The organism is Candidatus Syntrophosphaera sp. (assembly GCA_019429425.1).
Taxonomy (GTDB): Bacteria; Cloacimonadota; Cloacimonadia; order Cloacimonadales; family Cloacimonadaceae; genus Syntrophosphaera.
This window is the reverse complement of sequence record JAHYIU010000038.1, coordinates 1-21241: the sequence shown is the minus strand read 5'-3', so window position 1 is coordinate 21241 and position 21241 is coordinate 1. Positions and strand designations below refer to the sequence as shown.

Here is a 21241-nt window from a genome sequence, read left to right as displayed (position 1 = left end):
CTTTGCATCGGGGGCGGAATGGGTATCGCCTCGCTGTGGGAAATTTGAGGAAAGCATGGCAGACAAACTGAAACTTGATAAGAGCATGGCCCTCTTTGCCGAGGCCCAAACCCTCGTCCCTGGGGGCGTGGCCGGGATCCGCAGGCCCTACAACTTTGTCCAGGGCGAGTATCCCATCTTCTTTGACCGGGGCAAAGGCGGACGCATCATCGACGTGGACGGAAACGAGTATATAGACTACCTTTGCGCCTATGGCCCGATCATCCTCGGCTATTGCGAGGAAGAGGTCGACAACGCCGTGATCGAGCAGATCCGGGACAAAGGATTCTGCTTTTCGCTCACCCAGTCCATGCAAAACGAATTGGTCCACAAACTCAAGGAGATCATCCCCTGCTGCGAAATGGCGGCCATCGTCAAAACCGGCAGCGACGCCACCACGATCGCCATCAGGGTTGCCCGGGCCCATACCGGAAAACTGAAGGTGGCCCGCTGCGGCTATCACGGCTGGCACGATTGGTGCGTGGAAGTGAAAGGCGGCATCCCGGAAAAATTCTACGAGGACATCATCGAATTCCATTACAACGACCTCGACCAGCTCGAAGGCATCCTCAAAGCCAATGCCAACGACATGGCGGCCATAATCGTGACCCCGGTGGGGCATCCCCTGGCGGCCGAGGTCCAGATGCCCAAACCCGGATATCTGGAAGGAGTGCGGCAGCTGGCGGACAAATATGGCTGCCTGCTGATCTTCGACGAGATCCGGAGCGGTTTCCGCTGCCATATCGGCGGAGCGCAAGCCCTGTTTGGCGTCACGCCCGATCTGGCCACCTTCGGCAAGGCCATGGCCAATGGCTATGCCATCGCCGCCTTGGTTGGGAAACGCGAGGTCATGAGCGTATTGGCGGACAAGGTGTTCCTCTCTTCCACCTTCTTCCCCAATAGCGACGCGCAGATCGCGGCCCTCAAGACCATCGAGATCCTGCAACGGGAAAAAGTCCTGGACGTCATTGCCGCCAAAGGCAAAAAGTTTGGCGAGCGGGTGGAAAAGGTCGTGGAGGAATCCTGCCTTCCGGCCCGCTTCAGCGGAGCGCCCTGGATGCCCTTCATCACTTTCCCCAAGGATGGCACCGGCCTCTACAAAAGGCTCCGGGCAGAGTTTTACACCCAGCTCATCCGCCGGGGAGTGTTCCTGCAGCCCTATCACCATGGATATATCTGTTACCGGCATACCGACGCGGACCTGGACTTCACGGTCCAGGCGATCCGGGAATCACTGAGCGAATTGAACAGCCTGGTCTGACGACCGGGGCAAAATACAGGCAATCGCGGACGGGGTGGTGATCCGCTGAGGTTCCCACCCTGCCCCGCGCAAGATTACAGAGGAAAGATGGCAAAGTACATTTTTGTGATGGGCGGGGTTTTATCGTCATTGGGCAAGGGCATCGCCACCGCGTCGATCGGTTTGCTGCTCAAATCGATGGGCTATCGCGTGGCCACCCAGAAATTCGACCCCTATCTGAACGTGGACCCCGGCACCATGAGCCCCTTCCAGCACGGCGAGGTGTTTGTGACCGACGATGGCGCCGAGACCGATCTGGACCTGGGGCATTATGAACGCTTCGTGGACGAGGCCCTGACCAAAAACTCCAGCGTTTCGGCAGGCCAGGTCTACGAAACTGTGCTCCTGAACGAAAGGAAGGGAGTTTATCTGGGCAAGACGGTGCAGGTGATCCCCCACATCACGGACGAGATCAAGCGCCGCATCAGGCTGCTGGACAAGGATTACGACATCATCATCACCGAGATCGGCGGCACCATCGGCGACATCGAGAGCCTGCCCTTCCTGGAAGCGGTCCGCCAACTCAGGCTGGACCTGGGTTTGCAAAACACGCTCTACGTCATGCTCACCTATATCCCCTACATCAAGGCCGCGGGCGAACTCAAGACCAAGCCTTCCCAACACAGCGCCTACAAGCTCCGCGAGATCGGCATCCAGCCCGAGATCCTGCTCTGCCGGTCGGAAAGGCAGTTCGACGAGGAGATCTATGCCAAGATCGCCCTGTTCACCAATGTCCAGCGCGCCAATGTGGTCAACGCCATCGACGTGAAAAGCGTCTATGAGGTGCCGATCACTTTCCGGCAGGCCAATCTGCACAAGATCATCTGCAAGCATTTCGGCCTGGAATGCAAACCCCTCAGGATGCGCGCCTGGAAAGATTTTCTGGCCAATTCCTCCGCCAGCTCGGAAAAGGTGACCATCGCCGTCTGCGGCAAATACGTCAAGCACCAGGACGCCTATAAAAGCATCGAGGAAGCCCTGCATCACGCCGCGGCCTGGCAAAAATTGAGAGTCCAGATCAAATGGGTGGATTCGGAGCGCAAATTCAAGGCAGCCGACCTGGCCAAACTGCTCAAGGACGCCGACGGGATCCTCATACCGGGCGGTTTTGGCATCCGGGGCATCGAAGGCAAGATCGCCATCGCCCAATACGCCCGGACCCGCAACATCCCCTTTCTGGGCATCTGCCTGGGCATGCAGGTGGCGGCGATCGAATTCGCCCGCCACGTCTGCCACCTCAAGGACGCCAACAGCACCGAGTTTGATCCAAACACGCCCCATCCGGTGATCCATTTGATGGAGGACCAGCTCTACAAGGAACTGGTTGGCGGTTCGATGCGCCTGGGCGCCTATCCCTGCGGCCTCATCGCTGGCAGCCTGGCCCGCAAGGCCTACGCGAGCGCGACGATCAGCGAAAGGCACCGCCACCGCTTTGAATTCAACAATGACTACCGCGAGATGCTGGCCGCCAAAGGCCTGGCCCTGACCGGATTTTCTTTGGACAACCTGCTGGTGGAGATCGTCGAATTGCCCGCCCATCCCTTCTTTATCGGAGTGCAGTTCCATCCGGAATTCAAATCGCGCCCCTATAAGGGCCATCCCCTGTTCAAGGCTTTTTTCCAGGCCGCCCACGCCTATGGCCGGGAAAGGCAGAAATAGCGCTTGATTCCGTCCTTTGGCCCCCCACTGTGTAAAATTATCCACAGATAATCCCAATTTGCTTAATTAAAGACTTGACGCGAATCAAGAGTTCCGCTTTTGTACAATCCAAAAGGAAATACGCCCACGCGTTGGCTTAAGCGGCGCTTTGGGCCGCAGGGAAGGAATATGGTGCTTGTTCACGGGAACCCAAACAAGAGCATGGCCGGCTTATGCCTGCCACTTGCCATGCTGCTGCTCTTGCTGGCATCTGCCTGTGGTCAGGAAGCGCCCCAACCCCAGCCCCAGCCTCGCGTCCAGGCGGAAATCCCCAGCCAGGGCAATGAGGATCTGTTCCCCATCCGCTATAGGCTCAAATGGCTGCACCAGGCCCAGTTCGCCGGCTCCTACATGGCCCTGGAAAAAGGCTTCTACCAAAAGCGCGGGCTGGATGTGCAGATCCTGTCCGGAGGCTCAGATTTCCCTCCCTACCGATCTCTGGTGAATGGCCATTCGGACATCTCCAACCTGAACCTGATGACCGCGGTCAAGTACTATCACACGGGCCCCGAAATAGTCAACCTGGCCCAGATATCCCAGAAAAACTCCACCATTCTGGTGGGCAAAAAAACTCCCCGCCTGCTCTCCATCGAAGACCTCAACGGCAAAAAGATCGGCATCTGGCGCGACGAGCCGGGCGAGTATGTCCGGCTGTTTTTGGAATACAACCAATACGACGCCCAGATCGTGCCCGTCGACTGGTCGGTCAACCTCCTGCTCAACAACGCCATCGACCTGATGAACGCCATGGACTACAATGAGCTCCACCGCATCCTGATGACGGGCTGGGACGAAAAAGACCTCATCCAATTTGACCTCAGCGACCATGGCTTTGACATCGTGGATGACGGGCTTTACACCACCAAAGAGTTTTATGGCCAACATCCGGAGGAATGCGCCAGATTCACCGAAGCCACCCTGGAAGGCTGGATCTACGCCCTCGCCCATCCGGAGGAAACCCTGGATGTGGTGCTTGGATATCTGCGGGAAGCCCATCTGCCGGCCAACCGCGCCCACCAGGCCTGGATGCTTGGCCACATGAGAGACCGCGTCCTGCGCTATCCTGACGCGATCGGCTACCTGCACCCGGACGACTTTGACAAGGTCCAGGCCATTTTGCTGGAACACGGCTGGATCTCCCAACCGGTCGACTACAAGAGCTTTTATCCCCATGAGATCAGGAAAAAAAACTAAGACCCTGGCTTTCCAGATCATCTCGTTCATCTTCTTCTTTCTGGTGATCGTCCTGGCGGTGACCTTTCTGATCATCGGGCAGCTCATCAACCGGGTCACCATTGACTCGGCCAATGAATCGATCGGCAACCTGCTCAGCGAAAAGGTCCAACTGATCGACAAGAAGCTGGTGCGGATCATGACCCAGGGCAGAACTTTCCGAAACGTCGTCAGTTCCGATGTTTTGGATGAGACCGAACTCAGGCGCCAGTTGCTGCATCTGCTGTACGACAATCCGGACCTGATCTCGGTTTGCCTCGCCTACGGAGAGGGATCTGGCCGGGAACCCCGGGTCTACCAGCTCCTGGAGGGCAGGCTCAGCTCCAAGCTGATCGCCAACCCGGATTACCAATACAAGGACTGGTATCAGATCCCCTATCTCACCCAAAAGAGCTATTGGTCCGATCCCTGGTTCGACGCGGACGGTTCGGCCCAGTTGGTCTGCTCCTATTCATTGCCCCTGGTGGTGAATGGCAGCCTCATGGGCATTCTCCGGCTGGACCTGCCTTTGGAAAATCTGCAGAGGATCGCGCTCTCCATCAAGGCCAAGGATACCGGATACGCCTTCCTGCTTTCCTACAATGGCACGATCGTTGCCCATCCGGAGGATTCCCTGGCCATGAACTACACCATCTTCGACCTCGCGGAAATCCACCAGGACGCCAGGCTGCGCGAGATCGGCAAGAGCATCGTCAACGACGAAAGCGGGATCGCGAGGATCAAGGATTGGGACCCGGAGGGGGATGTCTGGATCTATTACAGGCCGCTGCCTTCCAGCCATTGGACCCTGGCCATGATCGTTCCCCACGCGGAGCTGGTCTCCGATTACAACAAACTCACCCTGATCTATCTCATCGCTGCCGTGATAGCCTTCCTGATCGTCGCCGCCATTGTTTACGGGCGCACCCATGCCATCAACCAACCCCTCAAAAACCTCGTGGATTCCCTCAAACTCGTGGGCAGGGGGGATCTGGACTTTGAACTGAGCACCTCCACCAACGCCTACGAGATCAAGTTCCTCACCGAGGCCTTCGAGCAGATGCGCGCTTCGCTGAAGGAATATATCACCAATCTGCGCCAGGTCACAGCCGAACGCAACCGGATCATGAACGAGGTCCTCTTCGCCTCGGCCATCCAGCGCAACCTCATCCCCAAACACGACAACCCGGGACTCAGGCCCCAAAACATCTCCACCTATGGGATCCTGGAACCGGCGGGGCAGATCGGCGGCGACCTCTACGACTATTTCCTCATCGATGCCAACCATTTCTGCTTCGGCATCGCCGACGTCGTCGGAAAAGGCATCGGCGCCGCCATGTCCATGACCATGGTCACAACCCTGCTCCGCACCGTGGCCCCCTTGTACGGCACCCCGGCCCAGATCATGGGCCAGCTCAACGGATTTCTGGTCAAAAACAACCTGGAATCCAATTTCGTGACCATGACCCTGGGGATCATCGACCTCAACACCGGCGAACTGGTCTTCTCCAACGCCGGGCACGTGCCGCTCTACCTCTTGCGGAAAGACGGCAGGCTCAGGAAATTCGCCGCCACCCATTCCACCGCCCTGGGCTTCTTCGAGGAACTGGCCGTCGAATCCGAATCCCTCAAGCTGGGCCCCGGAGACCAGATCATCCTCGTCACCGATGGCGTCACCGAGGCCCTCAGCCCCGATGAAAGCCTCTTCGGCACCGCCGGCCTGGAAACAATCCTCGGCGAGCTCGCCGAAACGCAGCCCGAAAGGACCGCCCAGGCCATCCTCGCCGCCGTCAGGGATTTCTCCCGCTCCGATGACCAAAAAGACGATATCACCATCCTAGTCGTCGAATTCCAGGGAAACCTGCCCGGCTGAGCTTACCCTAAACGAACTTTCCCCACTACTTTCCGCCCTTTTGTCTGGAACCTTCGCCAGCTGCCTGCCTCTCCCCGACTTCCCGCCAATCAGGCGGGTGGTGTACGGGAGGCGTACGAGAGGCATGCGTTTAGAATATAAGGAGGGAAAGGGGGCGCTTCAATCCAGTTTGACGAAGCGTTTGACCCGGCTGCCCCGGGTATCGCGCAGTCTAAGAAAATAGATCCCGGCGGGCAGGGTCCTGAGGTCCAGGCTGAGCGGGCCGGTATCAGGGCTGATAAAATTCCAGGTTTTGACCCTCTGCCCGCGCGGGTTGTAAAGAGATACATCGAGCGCGCCCTCCAGCTTTGTGCCGGGATCCAGGGTGATGGAACCCCGGGCGGGGTTGGGATGGATGGAGAGGCTGAGCCCGGGCATGAAATCGTCATTGACTGCCGTGGGATAGAGGCCGAGATAGACAAACTCATCGCCGTGGGAGAATCTGAATTGCCCGTTCCAGGGCGGGGCGAGAGGGATCCCCTCGGTGCGGAAAGTGACTGCCGAGCTGAAGTCCAGGTCCTGAGGTTCGCCATTCGGCTGGAGCTGCCAGGCCCCTCCCCCATCGGGCAGGAATTCCGCCACGCGGGGGAAATTCTGATCGGCGTCCGTGTACGCGATATGGAAGCGGACAACGTATTGATCATCCAAAACAATATACTCCGCGCCCGGATTCTCCAGGAGGGGGGCAAAGGAGTTGGCGGTTGGCATCAGTTGCGGTTTGAAGAGGAGCTGGGCGCTGGCAACGGCGTCGGCTTGCTGCACCCCGGAGGTGAGGGTGATGCGGGAAGTGATGACACCCGTGCCGATGAGGGGATAGTCCGGATCGAACCAGGAGCTGAAATCGGCGTCCGCGGCCAGGTCGCTCAAAGCGCAGGATAGCAGGAGCAGCTCGCTTTGGGGATCGACGGATGAGCTGATGTCTCCGATGCGGACCTGGTCCGTGAGCCCGGTTCCGGAGATCTTATAGAGGCCGGGACTGATGATCGTGCCCAGGTCCACGGTGTACATCAGGCCATAAACGATGGGGTTATCGTCCGGAACGGAAGCAGGATCGACCAGGAGTACCATGTAGGCGAAAAACGTGGTGCCGGAACTGACGGGAAACTCGGTGGAATTGTTCTTGATGGCGAAAGACAGGCGTTCGGAGCTGAAACCGGCCTTGTAATGGAGGATGTCCAGGAAGTCGCCGCTGAAAAGGTTGTCCCCCGCGGGATCGGTTTCCACGAGGATGTGATGGGACAGAGGAACCGCCGTTCCCTGATCCCAAAAGACGGGATTGACCCGCAGTTCGTCTGCCTGCCCGCGATAGCCGACATAGGGATGGTCAGGAAGAGGCAGGATCCCCGAGATCCAGCCCGCGCCGAAGTTCGAGGGCTCCAGAGTGATGGTTTGCGGAGAGTTTCCCTGGTAATAGACAAGGGAATCCGCGCGGTCCGACCAGGTGAGCAGCCCGATCTGCTGAGCGCCGAAGGGCCCGCTGGAATAGATCGGCTCGAGGGGCAGGAGGGCAAAGAGGGCTGAGCCCAGGATCAGGAGCGCGGTCAAAGCGATGATGTGTTTCATTGGCGCCTTCTAAAATTTGTAGCCCAGCATCAGGCTGTAGGTTTGGTTGCGGAGCTGGACGGGTTCGAACAGCTCAAAGGTTGGCAGGGCAAGGTTGTCCCAGCCCAGAGTGAAGCGATATTCCAAAATGAGGGGGACTTTGCCCTTGAGCTCCAGATTGCCGCCGTAAACAAAGGAAAAATCGAACAGGTTGACTTCTTCGAGGCGGGACTCTTCGGTGACGGGAATCGCGTCGAATTCGCCGTCCCCGAGGGGCAGATAGAAGGTCCCATCCAGCCGGTGCCAGCCCTTGACCTTGATGCCCATGGCCGTGCCCGTGATCGCGGATATGCTCCAACCCGGCCGGTCGAGGGTTTTTACCTTGAGCAGGATGGGGACTTCCAGGTAATCCAGATAATATTTGACGTTCATCACGGCGGGTTTGTCCAGTTCCACCATTTCCCCGTCTTCCTCCATCCTGATGATGGTGATGTTTTGCTCCGAGCCCTTCATGGAATAGAGCAGCTCGTAGCCCAGGCTGAAATTGGGGAGGATGTTCAGGTCCAGCCAGGCCCCCGCGGAAATTCCGGGACGCATAACTGATTGGACCTCGAGATCGTTATCGGCGGCCTTGGTGCCGTAGTGCTGGGAGAGGTTGAAGCCCAGTTTGGGACCGAAATCGACGGTGGTCCGGGCAAAAAGACAGCCTGCTGAAACAATGATCAAGGCAAGGGAAATGAGATATTTCACACTACTACTCGTTTAGAGCGGTTCCGATCATGCTTTGCAGATGTTCGGCCAGCTCGATCTTTTGGTTGTAGAGGGGATCATCCGGCCTGACGGGAGGCAGGATGGTGATGGTCACTTGCGCTGCGTGGATGTGATTGTCGATCTCCATGATGCGCCAGGAAGACTTGATCGCGAAGGGAATGATGGTGGCATCGGCCATCTGGGGCAGTTTCAGGCTGCCGAGGTGGAATTTCCGCAAAACCTCCGGATCGCTGCGCCCACCTTCGGGAAAGATGACCAGGGGATGGCCCTGGCGGATGATCTCCGCGCTGGCTTTGAAAGTGGCCATCGCCTGCCGGGCGCTGTTGCGGTCGATGAAAACACAGGGCAACTGGTGCATCCATTGGCTGAGCGCGGGTATTCTGAAGAGTTCCTGTTTGGCGACGAATCCCACCGGGCGGCCAATCCAGCCCAGGAAACAGGGAATGTCGAACAGGCTCTGGTGGTTGCCGATGAAAACCAGTCGGGTGGCGTTGGGGATCAGCTCACGGCCATTGATCCGGACCCTTGAGCCGGTGGAGCGGACCGTCACCCTGGCCCAGGTTGAAGCCACCAGCCAGGCCAGATGGCGATACTTGCCGGGCGAGACGAAAGGTTTGAAGATCAGGAGGAAAGGCAAGGCGAGAAAGGTAAGCAGCATGAACAGCACGTACCAGGCTTTCCAGAGAATGGTGGTCAGCAGTTTGAGCATCGCGGTTGAATCCTTAGCTGAGATTGACCCATTCAGTGTAAAGGTCATGGAGGGAGGAGATCCAGGCATCCCTGTCCCGGGCGTATCTGAGGATGCTCCAATAGACGCTGCCCCAGAGGGTGAAATCGATGGGATCGAAGCTGACATTGTGCCAGAGCAGGGAAAGATGGGACTGGTATTTGTCGGCCATGTTGATCAGCCGCTTCAGGGTGCGTTTGGCCGCCTGGGGAGTGAGGTTCATGGCCTTTTTGGAATAGAGGGTGGTATCCATCACGATGAGCGGGATCTCGAGGACGCGGAAAGGCCTGTTTTCTTCGAGGTTGAAGGGATAGAAGGGAAAGGAAATGCCGGCCCGGAAACCGATGTTTTCCCAATAGCCCAGGGTGCTGTCATACTGGATCCCGGCTTCTTCGAGGATCCTGAAGCTCCGCTGGTAATCGAAATTCAGATAGTGGGAGCGGTAGCCGGTGACCTCGAAGCCGACTGACCTCAGGTTGGCCATCTCCTTGCGGAGCGCGTTCCCGTCGTAAGCCGATTCGGGGCTTCCATGCAGTCCAACCTCCTGATCCCCGAGGATCCTGACCAGCCTGTCCCTGATCCTGGGATCCGCGATGTAGTTTTGCCGCGCGTCCTCAAAATCGTCCTTGCCAAAAAGGAACCAGGTGGACCGGACATCGAGGTCCTCCTCCTTGCGCAGGATCCAGCGGGCCTGGCGCTGCGGATTGTGGATCAGGTTTTTGTGCAGGGTGTGGCCGAGGATCTTGTAGGTGGCGTTGACCGGCCTCTTGAAGAAGGTGCGGAGGTTGTATCTGAGCGTTTCCGCCTTTTGCCCGGGAGCCCAGTAATCCCAATAATCGATGTCGTGGGAGAGGGAGATGGAGAACCTGTATTCCTTGTTCCAGGAGATCTCGCGGATGAACTGGGGCAGGGAGTTGCCCATCGCGAACAGCAGCATCTGGCAATAGACGTCGATGACGGGAACATCTATGAAGTCCCACCTGTATTGCAAGGATTGCCGATAATCCACCCTGCCGCGCGCTTCGCCATGATAACCCAGGATGTATTCATGCCAGCAGGTGAGAAAATAGAAGCCGCTGGCGACGATGTCCTTGCGGAAGGTTATGCTTTGGGCATTGAAGGAGAAAATAGAGCCGGGCTGGGAAAACAGGAAGGGAATGTACTCGTTTTTGTATTTGTTGAAATTGACCAGGTCCAGGGGATAGAGTTCGCGCTGTTCGAAGAAGCCGGAAGTTCCCTCCGCGAAGTGGATCTTGATGGGATATCCCTTTTCCGTGGCGCGCCCGTAATAGATGTGGGCCCCCTCAAAGTGCTTTTCGTAATAGAACTGGGGATGCAGGCGCAGGACCGAACAGAAGGTGCGCAGGACAAATTCCGCCTTGGGAATGTACTCCCGGGGCAAATTGAGCAGGATGATGATGTTGGGGAATTTGTCCATGGGAGCTCAGTTCTGCGCGCTATCAGGCCGTTTCGGCTTCAGCTCCGGTTCCGCCTTGACGGCTTTCGGGGCTTCCAGCAGCACCATGTCCAGGGCATCCTTCACGTCATCGACGAAATTTATCTCCATCCCCTCAAGAATGTCCCGGGGAAAATCGCTGAGGGTTTCCTCGTTCTCGCGGGGCACGATGAGTTTGTTGATCCCGGCACGCTTGGCCGCCAGGATCTTCTCTTTCAGGCCGCCGATGCCCAAAACCTTGCCCGTCAGGGTCACTTCACCCGTCATGGCGATATCGTGCTTGACCTTTCTGCCCGTGAACAGCGAGGCCAGAGCCGTGGTTAGCGTGATCCCGGCAGAAGGGCCGTCCTTGGGTACCGCTCCGGCGGGGAAATGGATGTGGATGTCGTATTTTTCCAGTTCGCGGGGATCGATGCCGTATTTTTGGTAATTCGCCTTGAGATGGCTGAGGGCGATGCGGGCCGATTCCTTCATCACCTCGCCCAAAAGCCCGGTGAGGAGGATCGCGCCCTTGCCCGGCATGCGGGTGGTCTCGCAAAAGAGGATCTCGCCGCCATAGGCGGTCCAGGCCAGGCCGGTGGCGATGCCGACCTCGGGTTTGCGGTTGGCGATCTCGAGGGTGAATTTGCGGGGGCCGAGAAAGCCGCTGATGTTGGAGGCCTTGATCTGGTATTCCTTTGACTGGCCGGAGGCGACCTCGCGGGCGATCTTGCGGAAGATGGAGCCGATCCTGCGCTGGAGATTGCGCACTCCCGCTTCCCGCACATAGTAGCGGATCAATTCCTGCAGGGCGGATTTATGGAACCTGATCTTCTGTTGGGAGAGGCCGTTGGCTTCTTTTTCCTTGGGGATCAGGTAGTGGCGGGCGATCTCGATCTTGTCCGTCTCCAGATAGCTGGTGAATTCGATGATCTCCATCCTGTCGCGCAGGGCGGGAGGAATGGTCTCCAGGGAATTGGCGGTGGTGATGAACATCACTTCGGAGAGGTCGAAAGGCAGATTGATGTAGTTGTCCACGAAGCTGTTGTTCTGCTCGGGATCGAGCACTTCCAGGAGGGCGGAAGACGGGTCACCGCGGAAATCGCGGCCCAATTTGTCTATCTCGTCCAGCATGAAGACCGGATTGGCCGTGCCCTGGCGCTTGATCTCCATGATGATCTTTCCAGGCATGGCGCCGATATAGGTCCTGCGGTGGCCGCGGATCTCGGCCTCGTCGTGGATCCCGCCCAGGGACATGCGGATGAATTTGCGGTTCAGCGCCCGGGCGACAGATTGGCCGATCGAGGTCTTGCCGGTGCCGGGAGGCCCCACGAAACAGAGGATCGGGCCTTTGAGCCGGCCCTTGAGCTTTTTCACGGCAATGTATTCGATCACGCGTTCCTTGGGCTTTTCCAAGCCGTAATGGTCGTGGGTGAGGATGCGATCGATCTGGTTCAGGTCCAGCCTGTCCTTGCTGTAGGTGCGCCAGGGCAGATTGACGATCCAGTCCAGATAATTGCGCAGCACGGCATATTCGCTGGCCGCGGGCTGCATGGTCGAGAGCCGGCCCAATTCCTCATAGGCCACTTCCTCGACATAGTCGGGCAGCTTGTTCTTTTCGATGAGCTCCTTCCATTTCAGGATCTCTTTGCTCACCTCGTCGCTTTCGCCCAATTCCTTGCGGATCGCGTCCATCTGCTCCCGCAGGTAGTAGCGGCGCTGGTCTTCGGTCATTTCCAGCTGGATGTTGCTGCGGATGTGGTTTTCGATGCGCATCTGCTTGATCATCTCGGCCAGGCAGTTATTGAGGTGTTTGAAGCGCTTTTTCAGGTCGATCGTTTCCAGGATGATCTGCCGGTCTTCGATCTGGAGGTCCAAGTTGCCGGCAATGATGTCCGCCACCCTGCCCGCCTGATTGATGTTGTTCAGGCCGGAGATCATCTCATTGTTCAGGATGGTGCTTTCCGAGGCGATCTTTTCCATCAGCTCGATGGCGATGGTCCGCAGGGCATGGATCTCGGTATCCTCCACATGCTGCTCGGGGATGGTTTCCACGTCCACCATGACGAAGGGTTCGCGCTGCACCGCCTTCTGCAGGCGCAGGCGCGATGTTCCCTGCAAGAGCAGGCTGATCGAACCATCCTGATTTCTCAGCATCCTCAATATGGACACAGAGGTGCCAGTTTCATACAAGCCGAGATCATTGGGGTTGTCTTTATCCTTGTCCAGGAAAAAGGCCATGGTCTTGTCCTGGGAAAGGGCGTGGTCTATCACCAGCTTGGATTCCTCATCGGTGACCACCAGCGGCATCAACAGGTAGGGAAACATCACCACGTTGTTGATATGCAGCACTGGCAGGGTCCTGGGTATCCGGTTGCTTTGTTCTTCCATTTTTGCGCTCCTAGGTGTGTTCATGGTTCAGGGCCGGAGGTTCTGTCTGAATTTCTGCCGCCAAGGGGATCAGGCCAGGATCAGAAAGAGGGCCATGTTCAAGACGCCAATGATTAAATTGATGGCCAGAAATGCCAGCAACAGGGGTTTGAAGACATATTGGCGGAAATACTTGTAGAAGAAATCGATGCTGAACTGGTCGTCATATTCGTCTATCCGGTGCTCGACCCGCCATTGCTCGATGAAGTGGGGAACGGCCTTGCGCAGGATCTTGGAGGCCACTTCCCTGACAGCGGACGCGACGGCAGTGTGGATCTTGTCCTTGAAACCTCTGGGCAGAAACACCCAATCATCGATGAAGCCGGTCTGGTCCCAGACCGTCTGCCAGATCTGTTCTTCCCATTTATTCAGATATCCGGATTTCCGGGCTTTGTTTTCCGCCTGGTCCAGGTAATCCTGCAGGATGTCCCGAACCTTGTTGAAAAGCCAGTCACGCTTGCGCACCAGGAATCCGGGAGTGAGCGGGATCTTCAGGCCCAGGACCACCAGTTGCCTGCGATTGAACAAAAACCATCTGACCTTGAGCAGCAGCAAGGTGCCCAAAGCGATATTCCAGACTATGAATAGCAGCGATTTTAGAAACAGCATCTGTTACTCCTTGTTTTAAAGCCTGAAGAGTGGCAATGCCCCTCTTTCAGAACCAGTGGGAAAACTCTGATAAATTCCCCCTTGTTTTCAGAAGATTGGTTTCCTGTACGTTTCCCGCCGGATACCCGCCCGTTTGGCGAGCAATCGGCGTGATACAGGCAGGAAACGAAAGGTAAGAATTCAAGGGCGATTTCTTGGGAATCCGGGATAAAGTCCACTTTGTTTGAAATGGAGCCAGCAAAATCACACATCATTAAGAATGTGCCCCATTTTTTCTTTTTTGGTCTGCATGTAGGTCCGGTTCTTATCCTGAACTGGTATTTCGATGGGCACGCGCTCCACGATTTCGAGCCCGTAGCCCTGCAGACCCACGATCTTCTTGGGGTTGTTGGTCAGAAGCCTGATCTTTTTTAATCCCAAGTCTTTGAGGATCTGGGCCCCGATCCCGTAATCACGCAGATCGACGGGAAATCCCAGGTCCAGATTCGCCTCGACCGTATCCCGGCCCTCATCCTGAAGATGATAAGCCCTCAGTTTGTTCACGAGGCCAATACCCCGGCCTTCCTGGCGCATGTAGAGGATAACGCCCGCGCCCTGCCCGGCGATCAGCTCAAACGAGCGTTTCAGCTGCTCCCCGCAATCACAGCGCTGGGAAAACAAGGCATCCCCGGTGAGGCATTCGGAATGGACCCTCACCAGTACAGGATCTTTCTTATTGATCTCGCCCATGACCAAGGCCAGATGGTATTCTTCGGAAACCGTGCTGATATAGGTGAGGATCCTGAATTCGCCATAGGGGGTGGGCAATTTGGCCCGGGAGACGCACTCGACCAGCTTCTCCTGATGCCGGCGAAAGCGGATCAGCTCAGCGATGGTGACTATCTTGAGCCCGTGTTTGGCGGCAAAGGGGATCAGGTCGTCCAGCCTGGCCATTTCGCCATCCTCACGGATGATCTCGCAGATGGCGCCCACAGGCATCCGCCCGGCCAGTTTGGCCAGGTCCACAGCCGCTTCTGTGTGCCCGGCGCGTTTGAGCACGCCGCCTTTCTCGGCCAGGAGGGGAAAGATATGCCCCGGACGCATGAAATCCTCGGCCCGGCTGTCTGGACGGGCCAAAGCACGGATGGTCCTGGCCCGTTCGGACGCGGAGATTCCTGTGGTTGTTCCTTCCACCACGTCTACCGAGATGGTGAATTTTGTGCCGTGGCGGTCTGTGTTTTGAATGGTCATCAAAGGTATGTCCAGACGCCGCAGGGCCTGGGTTTCCATCGGCACGCAGAGCAGCCCCTTCCCGTGGGAGATCATGAAATTGACTTGGGCGGAATTGATCGCGTCCGCCGCCATCAGCAGGTCTCCCTCATTTTCCCGGTTCTCATCGTCCACCACGATCAGCATGCCTCCTTCGGAGATGATGCCGATGGCTTCTTCGATCGGGCAAAACACGCTGGATCTTGTACTTTCGGTCATTGTTACCACACTTCGTTGTCTTTGAGGATCAAGTTTAAATCCCTCGCATCCGTGTCAATGCCAAAATACTTCTCCAGCCAATTCAGCGCGTAGAGAAAATCCTCCGGCGGATCGGCCTTGATATCCAGGTTTATTTTGCTGATGGGATGGACAAACTCCAGCCGCCACGCGTGCAAGGCCTGCCGGTGCAGATGAGTGGTCAGCAGCTCCGTGACCTTGCGTTTCATGTTTTCTGGGACCAGCGCGTGCACCTGGCGCCTCGTATTATAGAGCAGATCGCCCAGCAGGGGCAGGTTGCGGTCGGCAAAGTGCACCCGGATCTGATGCATCCGGCCAGTTTCCAGCTTTACTTTCACCAGGGCGAAGTAGTAAAAATACCTGATCACCTTATAGGCCGTGAGCGACCAGCGTCCCTCTTTGACCACGCACATCTTGCGGGGATTGCTGATGCTGCGTCCGATATGGCTTTCGATGCTGTCCTCGGCCGGATCGGGAATGCCGCAGGTTATGGCCAGATAGGTCTTGTTGATCTGGCGATTGGCGAACATGTCGTTGAGGGCGCTTTGGGTGGGGTCGTTCTTGGCAATGATCATCAGCCCGGAAGTTCCGCGGTCGAGCCTGTGCACGATCCCGGGCCGGTTGGCCTCCCGCCCGCTGGAAAGATCTTCCCGCCAGCGGAAAACCATGGCGTTCACCAGAGTCTGGTCCACATTCCCATAACCCGGATGAACTATCATGCCAGGCTCCTTGTTGATCACGGCCAGGTCTTCGTCCTCATAGACCACATCCAGAGGGATGTTTTGGGGTGTAACCTCGGTTGGCTGCAGTTCAGGCAGGGACACCTCCACCTCGTCCCCAGGGTGAAGCAGGAAGCTTTTTTTCACCGGGATCTTGTTGACCAGAATGCGGTCTTCCTCAATAAGGCGTTCGATGAAGGTCCGGCTGTACAGTTCCTGAACGCGCAGGTCTACCAGGAAGCGATCCAGCCTGTCTGGATCCTCGCGCTCAAAAACCACCCTGATCTTATTTGACATGCTCTGTGAAATTCAGGATGAACACCCCACCGATGGGGTCGCCATTGATGTTTCTGACTACTGAGCCATTGATCAAGGCCTGCTGCCTGTAATCGATATCCGGGATCTTGGCATCATAGAGGTTGTCGCCAAAACGCAGGGCATCCGAGACCTTGTCAAAAACCTTGCGGTCGAAATCCGATTTGAGGCTCAGGCTGTTGATGTTTTTCACCTCATTCAGGATCGGATACCTGCGGCGCAGGGCATCGTTGCAATAGCTCACATCCCCGTTCGAGAGGGCGATCAGCGCCCCCTGGGGCAGGAGGTTGATCAGCTGCTTGAGTCGTTGGTCATGTTCGTGGATCTTTAGTTCCTTGGCCTGGTCGAAGCCCTGGACGCTTCTCAGCATGGTTTTGATCCCCAGCAGCAGGCTCAGGATCTCCTTATCCTCTGCAAAGCTATCGGTGTCGATGTCCACGTCGTAACTGCCGCGGGAAATCTCGCTGATCGTTTTGTCCACCAGCTTGAGAGATTTCTTGATCCGCAGCGGGATGTAGTTGTAGATCACGATCGCGTAGGCAAAAATCACAAACACAAACACGATGATCGCCGTCTGCAGGTCATTGACCATGGACGCCAGGTCCTTGGCCCGCGTGCTGATGAGCAGCAGCAGCAGGGATTCAAAAAACACCAGGGCCAGGAGTATCGTTATCACGAGGTGATACAGGGAGTTGATCGATCTTTTCATAGCAGGTCCTTCTTGGTGGCGGCATCGTAGATCAGGTCGTCGATGTTTTTCTTCTGTCCCATCAGGATCAGGATATCCCCGTCGTTCACGATGTCGTTGGCACCCGGCATATCGTTGAGCCGCTGCTCGATTACGTTCTTGCCTTCATCGGTAACGGCCAGATAATCATATTTGATGGCGATCACGCTGATCCCTCTTTGCGTGGGCAGGGCAAGTTCCTGCAGGGTTTTCCCCACAAAACTCACCGGCGCTCGCAGTTCGATCACGCTGTGGCCGCTGGAAAGATTGAAATACTCGATCACATTCTTGGAGACCAGGGTCTTCGCCAACTGCGTGCCCACCAGCTCTTCAGGCAGAAGAGTGCGCTGGACCCCGATCAATTCAAGGATCCGCCCGTGCAATTGATTCTCCACCTTGGCATAGATCACCCCCACACCGATCTTTTTAAGGATCGCCGCGGTGAGTATCGACTCCTGGATGTTGCTACCAATGCCCACGATCACGGCGTCAACCTCGTTCAGGTTAAGATTGCGCAGGATGCTTTCCTCGGTGGAATCAAGGCAAACCGCCTGGGCGACCTTGCCGCTGATCTCGTCCACGAGTTCCTGGCTTTTATCAATGGCGATCACTTCCATGCCGTTCTCAGCCAGAATGTTAGCGACTGTCATGCCGAAACGGCCCAGGCCGATGACTGCGTAGCGTGCCATATTGTCTCCTTCAGCCGATGGCTATGGTTTCCTCGGCGTAGTTGATATTGGTGTGTTTCTTCTTCAGGGAAAAAGCGTAGATCAGAGTCAGCGGGCCTATCCTGCCAATGTACATCAACAGGGTGATCAGCAATTTCCCGATCATGGACAGTTCGGAGGTGATCCCGGTGGAAAGACCGACCGTGCCAAAAGCTGACAACGCCTCGAACAGGACCTTCTCGAAAGGCTGTGATTCCACCAGCATCAACAGCACCAACACGGTGAACACGATGGCGGCGGAAAGGATCGCCACTCCCGTGGCTTCCCGGAAATTGCCGATGGGAAGGCGGCGCTTGAAGATCGTGATGTCCTTTTTTCCTTTCAACAGCGAAACGATCGTGAACGCCAAAACCGCGAAGGTGGTGGTTTTGATGCCGCCACCCGTCGATCCCGGCGAAGCTCCAATGAACATCAGGGCCATCACCACCATCAGAGTGCTTTTCCCCAGCGCACCGATATCCACAGTGTTGAAGCCCGCCGTCCTGGTCGTTATGGATTGGAACAGCGAGCTGATGAAACGGCGGAAGAGGGAAAATCCCTGCATCGTGCCGTTGTATTCAAAGACAAAGAAAACCAGGAAACCCGCGATGATCAGCAAAGCCGTTGCCGAGAGCACGATCTTGGTGTGCAGGCTCAGTTTCTTTACCCTGTCCCGGTAAAAAACAAAGCGGTTGATGTCGATGATCACGGTAAAGCCGATCCCGCCCAATAGGATCAGCAGAGGTATCGTAAAGCTCACTATCGGGCTTCCGCCATAGCCCATCATGTTATCGCTGAACAAAGAAAATCCCGCGTTGCAAAAGGCGGAAACAGAATGGAACACAGCCTGGTAGATGGCCCGCTGGGTGGAAAAATCCTGGGAGAATTTGAAAAACAGCAGTACCGCCCCCACCGTCTCGATTATGACGGTCACCAAGGCAATGTTCTTCAGCAGCGTGAAAACATTCACGATCCTGCTTCCCCCCACCACCTGGCTCATCACGTTTTTCAGCTTCAGGTTGATGTTTTGCCCCAGCAACAGGGCAAAGACCGTCGAAACCGTCATGATCCCCAGCCCGCCGATCTGGATCAGGACCAGGATAACCAGCTGGCCAAAGAAACTCCAGTGCCCGCCTGTGTCCACAACGATCAAACCAGTCACGCAGGTGGCCGAAGTTGAAGTGAACAGGGCGTCCACCATCGGCGTAACTCTGTTCTGCGCCGAAGAAACAGGCAGCATGAGCAGGACCATCCCCAAGAAGATAACCAGGGCGAAGCTCAGCAGAAGGGTCACGGGCGGATTTCCGGAAAGCCAGTGGTAGAGCTTGCCTTGGGAGAACCGGAAAAGCAGGAATTGCAGGATGAAGTAGGTTTGGCGCACCAACAAAAAGAAAATGACGAATTTCGCGCTATAGAGCAGGAGCAGGGTGCCCATCACCAGCATGATCATGTCGAGGAGGATGATCTTTTGCTTGCCTATCGCTTCTCCAAATAGGACCCGGTTCAGGATCGTCAGCAGGAGCAGCACCAGGTTGGCGACTGCTGTGTAGTTCTCCACCCTGGCGTAATCAGTGTAGTAGCCGATCAAAGGTTCCAGGAACAGGACGAAGAAGCTCCAGAAGGCCAAAAGATAGGCCACGATCTCGATATGGCTCAGGATCTGCTCAAATGTCTTGCGCATGCTTGTTTCTTAGAGGCTGTCCACTATATCCTTGATCGATACTGCCACCGCGGCGATGTCCCGGCCCGCGTCGATCAGGGCCAGGAGTCCCTGTTGCCCGAAGAATTCTTTCAGGACCAGGGTTTGTTCGTAAAACTCCCGCAACCGCTTGGAGATCGCTTCCGGACGGTCGTCGTTGCGGATCGACAGGGCCCCGCCGCATTCGTCGCAGATACCGTCCTGCCGGGGCTTGTTGCTGATCAGGTTGAAATTTGCCCCGCAAGAGGGGCAGATCCTGCGCGAGGATATTCGCTCTATGGCGGCAGCCTCGTCGAGTTCCAGGAAAAAAGCCATCAACACCTGGAAATGCTCCACCAGGTATTCCGCCTGCCTCAGGGTCCGCGGAAAGCCGTCAAAGACGATCCCCTGGCGGTCCGGGAGCAGCGATCTGGCGATGATCTCGAAGACCAGTTCATCCGGGACCAATTCCCCGCGGCTGATTATGTCCTGCGCTTTCAGTCCCAGCTCTGTTTGGTGCAGGACCTGTTCCCGCAGGAGGTCGCCGATGTTCACGTGCTGAAAGTTCAGGCTTTCGCTCAGAAGCAGGGCCTGGGTGCCTTTGCCGCTGCCCTGGATGCCGAAGAAGACGTAACATTGCATATGTTTCACCTCAAGTTATCCCTTAAATTACAGCTCCGCCTGTTTGTCAAGTTTTCTGGCGTTCCAGGACCACAAAAGCGAGGGCGAATTCCTTTTCATGGCTGAGGGAGAGATGGATCCCCGTTACCCCGAGCCCAGCCAGAATTTCCTTGGTTGCGCCGTGGGCAAGGATCTCCGGCCTAAACCGGCCTGTCTGGAGAACTTCGATGTCCAGCCAGTTGACCCGTCCGTCCCAGCCCGTCCCCAGAGCCTTCATCAGTGCTTCCTTGGCCGCAAAGCGCGCCGCAAAGGATTGCTCCGGATTGCTTCGTCCGCCGCAATAGCTGATCTCACCAGCGGTGAAGACTTTGTCCGCGAAACCGGGATAGAGCTCAAGCAGCCTGCGGATGCGTTCGATCTTCACGATGTCCGTGCCAATGCCAATGATCATTTCCCGCCCCAGAATTTCTTTTCATGGTCCAGCAGCCACTCCTTCAGGTCCAGGCCTCCGGCATAGCCTGTCAATGAGCCGTCGGACCCGATCACTCTGTGGCAGGGGATGATGAGCGCCACCGGATTGTTGTGGACCGCCTGCCCCACAGCCCTGTAAGCGCCCGGGCGGCCTATCCTCTCCGCGATTTGCTTGTAGCTCCTGGTCTGGCCGGCTGGAATTTCCAGCAAAGCCTGCCAAACCTGCATCTGAAACTCCGTCCCGCGCAGCCTGAGCTTGAGGCTTAAGCCCTCATTACTTCCGGCGAAATAGGCCCGGAGCTGGCGCAAGGCTTCAGCCATTTCAGGCGATTGGGCCTCTGCTGCTCCGGCTTTTTCCGCGAAGAGGAGCTGGGAAACCTCTCCGTCTTCCAGGTCCAGCCTGAGAATATGCCCGTCCTGTTCGATCCAGGCTGTCTCGCGTATGCTCATCTCAAATTCAACCTCTTCATTTCGAATCCGAAAAAACAAGAGCCCCGTCCGCGCATATTCCGGGACTGGGGCTCTGATTGATAGTGTTTCGCAACTATGCAGTGAAACGTCTGCGTTCTTTGATCCGGCCCGCTTTTCCCTTGGCCTGGCGCAGATAGAAAAGTTTGGCCCTGCGCACCTGCCCGAAGCGGACGATCTCAAGCTTGTCGATGTTGGGCGAATTGAGCGGGAACACGCGTTCCACGCCGACGCCGTTTGATATCTTCCTGACTGTGAAGGATTTGGAGATGCCTGATCCGCGTTTTTGGATCACGATCCCCTGGAACACCTGAACGCGTTCCTTGCCACCTTCCTTAATTTTATAATGGACCTTCACCGTGTCGCCTGCGCGAA

Annotated in this window: 19 protein-coding genes; 4 read left to right on the top strand and 15 right to left on the bottom strand. The window is 56.7% G+C overall.

Going from position 1 to position 21241, the window contains the following annotated elements:
- The first annotated feature begins 55 nt into the window (after positions 1 to 55).
- From K0B87_05480 to K0B87_05465, 4 genes are all read left to right on the top strand, one after another.
- Entirely contained in the window at positions 56 to 1300 is a 1245-nt protein-coding gene (locus K0B87_05480) for an aminotransferase class III-fold pyridoxal phosphate-dependent enzyme (GenBank protein ID MBW6514190.1), read from the top strand.
- An 87-nt stretch (positions 1301 to 1387) separates the two neighbouring features.
- Entirely contained in the window at positions 1388 to 2998 is a 1611-nt protein-coding gene (locus K0B87_05475; protein MBW6514189.1) for a CTP synthase, read from the top strand.
- A gap of 201 nt (positions 2999 to 3199) precedes the next feature.
- Positions 3200 to 4231 (top strand): ABC transporter substrate-binding protein, encoded by a 1032-nt coding sequence (locus tag K0B87_05470; protein MBW6514188.1) that lies wholly within the window; start codon positions 3200 to 3202, stop codon positions 4229 to 4231.
- A complete protein-coding gene (locus K0B87_05465; GenBank protein ID MBW6514187.1) occupies positions 4209 to 6122 on the top strand; it encodes a SpoIIE family protein phosphatase in 1914 nt (637 codons plus the stop codon). Before K0B87_05470 ends, K0B87_05465 begins: the two co-directional genes overlap by 23 nt.
- Positions 6123 to 6281: 159 nt before the next feature.
- Here K0B87_05465 and K0B87_05460 read toward each other — a convergent pair whose 3' ends face one another.
- The 15 genes from K0B87_05460 to rplS form a co-directional block, all read right to left on the bottom strand.
- Positions 6282 to 7724 carry a T9SS type A sorting domain-containing protein gene (locus tag K0B87_05460; GenBank protein MBW6514186.1) on the bottom strand — a complete coding sequence of 481 codons (1443 nt, stop codon included), beginning with the start codon at positions 7722 to 7724 and terminating at the stop codon, positions 6282 to 6284.
- Positions 7725 to 7733: 9 nt separating this feature from the next.
- Positions 7734 to 8453, bottom strand: coding sequence for a PorT family protein (locus tag K0B87_05455; protein ID MBW6514185.1), 720 nt, complete (start codon positions 8451 to 8453; stop codon positions 7734 to 7736).
- 4 nt (positions 8454 to 8457) lie between these two features.
- Positions 8458 to 9183, bottom strand: a complete 726-nt coding sequence (locus tag K0B87_05450) for a 1-acyl-sn-glycerol-3-phosphate acyltransferase (protein MBW6514184.1) — start codon at positions 9181 to 9183, stop codon at positions 8458 to 8460.
- Between the two features lie 13 nt (positions 9184 to 9196).
- A complete protein-coding gene (locus tag K0B87_05445; protein ID MBW6514183.1) occupies positions 9197 to 10639 on the bottom strand; it encodes a polysaccharide deacetylase family protein in 1443 nt (480 codons plus the stop codon).
- Between the two features lie 6 nt (positions 10640 to 10645).
- Complete coding sequence (gene lon, locus K0B87_05440) at positions 10646 to 13027, bottom strand: endopeptidase La (GenBank protein ID MBW6514182.1); 2382 nt, start codon at positions 13025 to 13027, stop codon at positions 10646 to 10648.
- A 69-nt stretch (positions 13028 to 13096) separates the two neighbouring features.
- A complete protein-coding gene (locus K0B87_05435; protein MBW6514181.1) occupies positions 13097 to 13675 on the bottom strand; it encodes a hypothetical protein in 579 nt (192 codons plus the stop codon).
- 243 nt (positions 13676 to 13918) lie between these two features.
- The gene (locus tag K0B87_05430) at positions 13919 to 15118 is read right to left on the bottom strand and encodes a bifunctional 3,4-dihydroxy-2-butanone-4-phosphate synthase/GTP cyclohydrolase II (GenBank protein ID MBW6514180.1); all 1200 of its coding nucleotides are present in this window, start codon (positions 15116 to 15118) and stop codon (positions 13919 to 13921) included.
- 26 nt (positions 15119 to 15144) lie between these two features.
- Entirely contained in the window at positions 15145 to 16176 is a 1032-nt protein-coding gene (locus K0B87_05425) for an RluA family pseudouridine synthase (GenBank protein MBW6514179.1), read from the bottom strand.
- Entirely contained in the window at positions 16166 to 16903 is a 738-nt protein-coding gene (locus K0B87_05420; GenBank protein MBW6514178.1) for a hypothetical protein, read from the bottom strand. Before K0B87_05420 ends, K0B87_05425 begins: the two co-directional genes overlap by 11 nt.
- Positions 16900 to 17610: a TrkA family potassium uptake protein gene (locus K0B87_05415; protein ID MBW6514177.1), complete on the bottom strand. Its 711-nt coding sequence runs from the start codon at positions 17608 to 17610 to the stop codon at positions 16900 to 16902. The genes K0B87_05420 and K0B87_05415 overlap by 4 nt, the downstream gene beginning before the upstream one ends.
- A 10-nt stretch (positions 17611 to 17620) precedes the next feature.
- Positions 17621 to 19309 (bottom strand): TrkH family potassium uptake protein, encoded by a 1689-nt coding sequence (locus K0B87_05410; protein ID MBW6514176.1) that lies wholly within the window; start codon positions 19307 to 19309, stop codon positions 17621 to 17623.
- A 9-nt stretch (positions 19310 to 19318) separates the two neighbouring features.
- A complete protein-coding gene (locus tag K0B87_05405) occupies positions 19319 to 19948 on the bottom strand; it encodes a nucleoside monophosphate kinase (GenBank protein ID MBW6514175.1) in 630 nt (209 codons plus the stop codon).
- Positions 19949 to 19994: 46 nt separating this feature from the next.
- The gene (locus tag K0B87_05400) at positions 19995 to 20378 is read right to left on the bottom strand and encodes a holo-ACP synthase (protein MBW6514174.1); all 384 of its coding nucleotides are present in this window, start codon (positions 20376 to 20378) and stop codon (positions 19995 to 19997) included.
- Positions 20375 to 20848: a methylated-DNA--[protein]-cysteine S-methyltransferase gene (locus K0B87_05395; GenBank protein ID MBW6514173.1), complete on the bottom strand. Its 474-nt coding sequence runs from the start codon at positions 20846 to 20848 to the stop codon at positions 20375 to 20377. The genes K0B87_05400 and K0B87_05395 overlap by 4 nt, the downstream gene beginning before the upstream one ends.
- Before the next feature lie 94 nt (positions 20849 to 20942).
- The coding region (gene rplS / locus K0B87_05390; protein ID MBW6514172.1) for a 50S ribosomal protein L19 at positions 20943 to 21241 on the bottom strand (299 nt) is incomplete at its 5' end.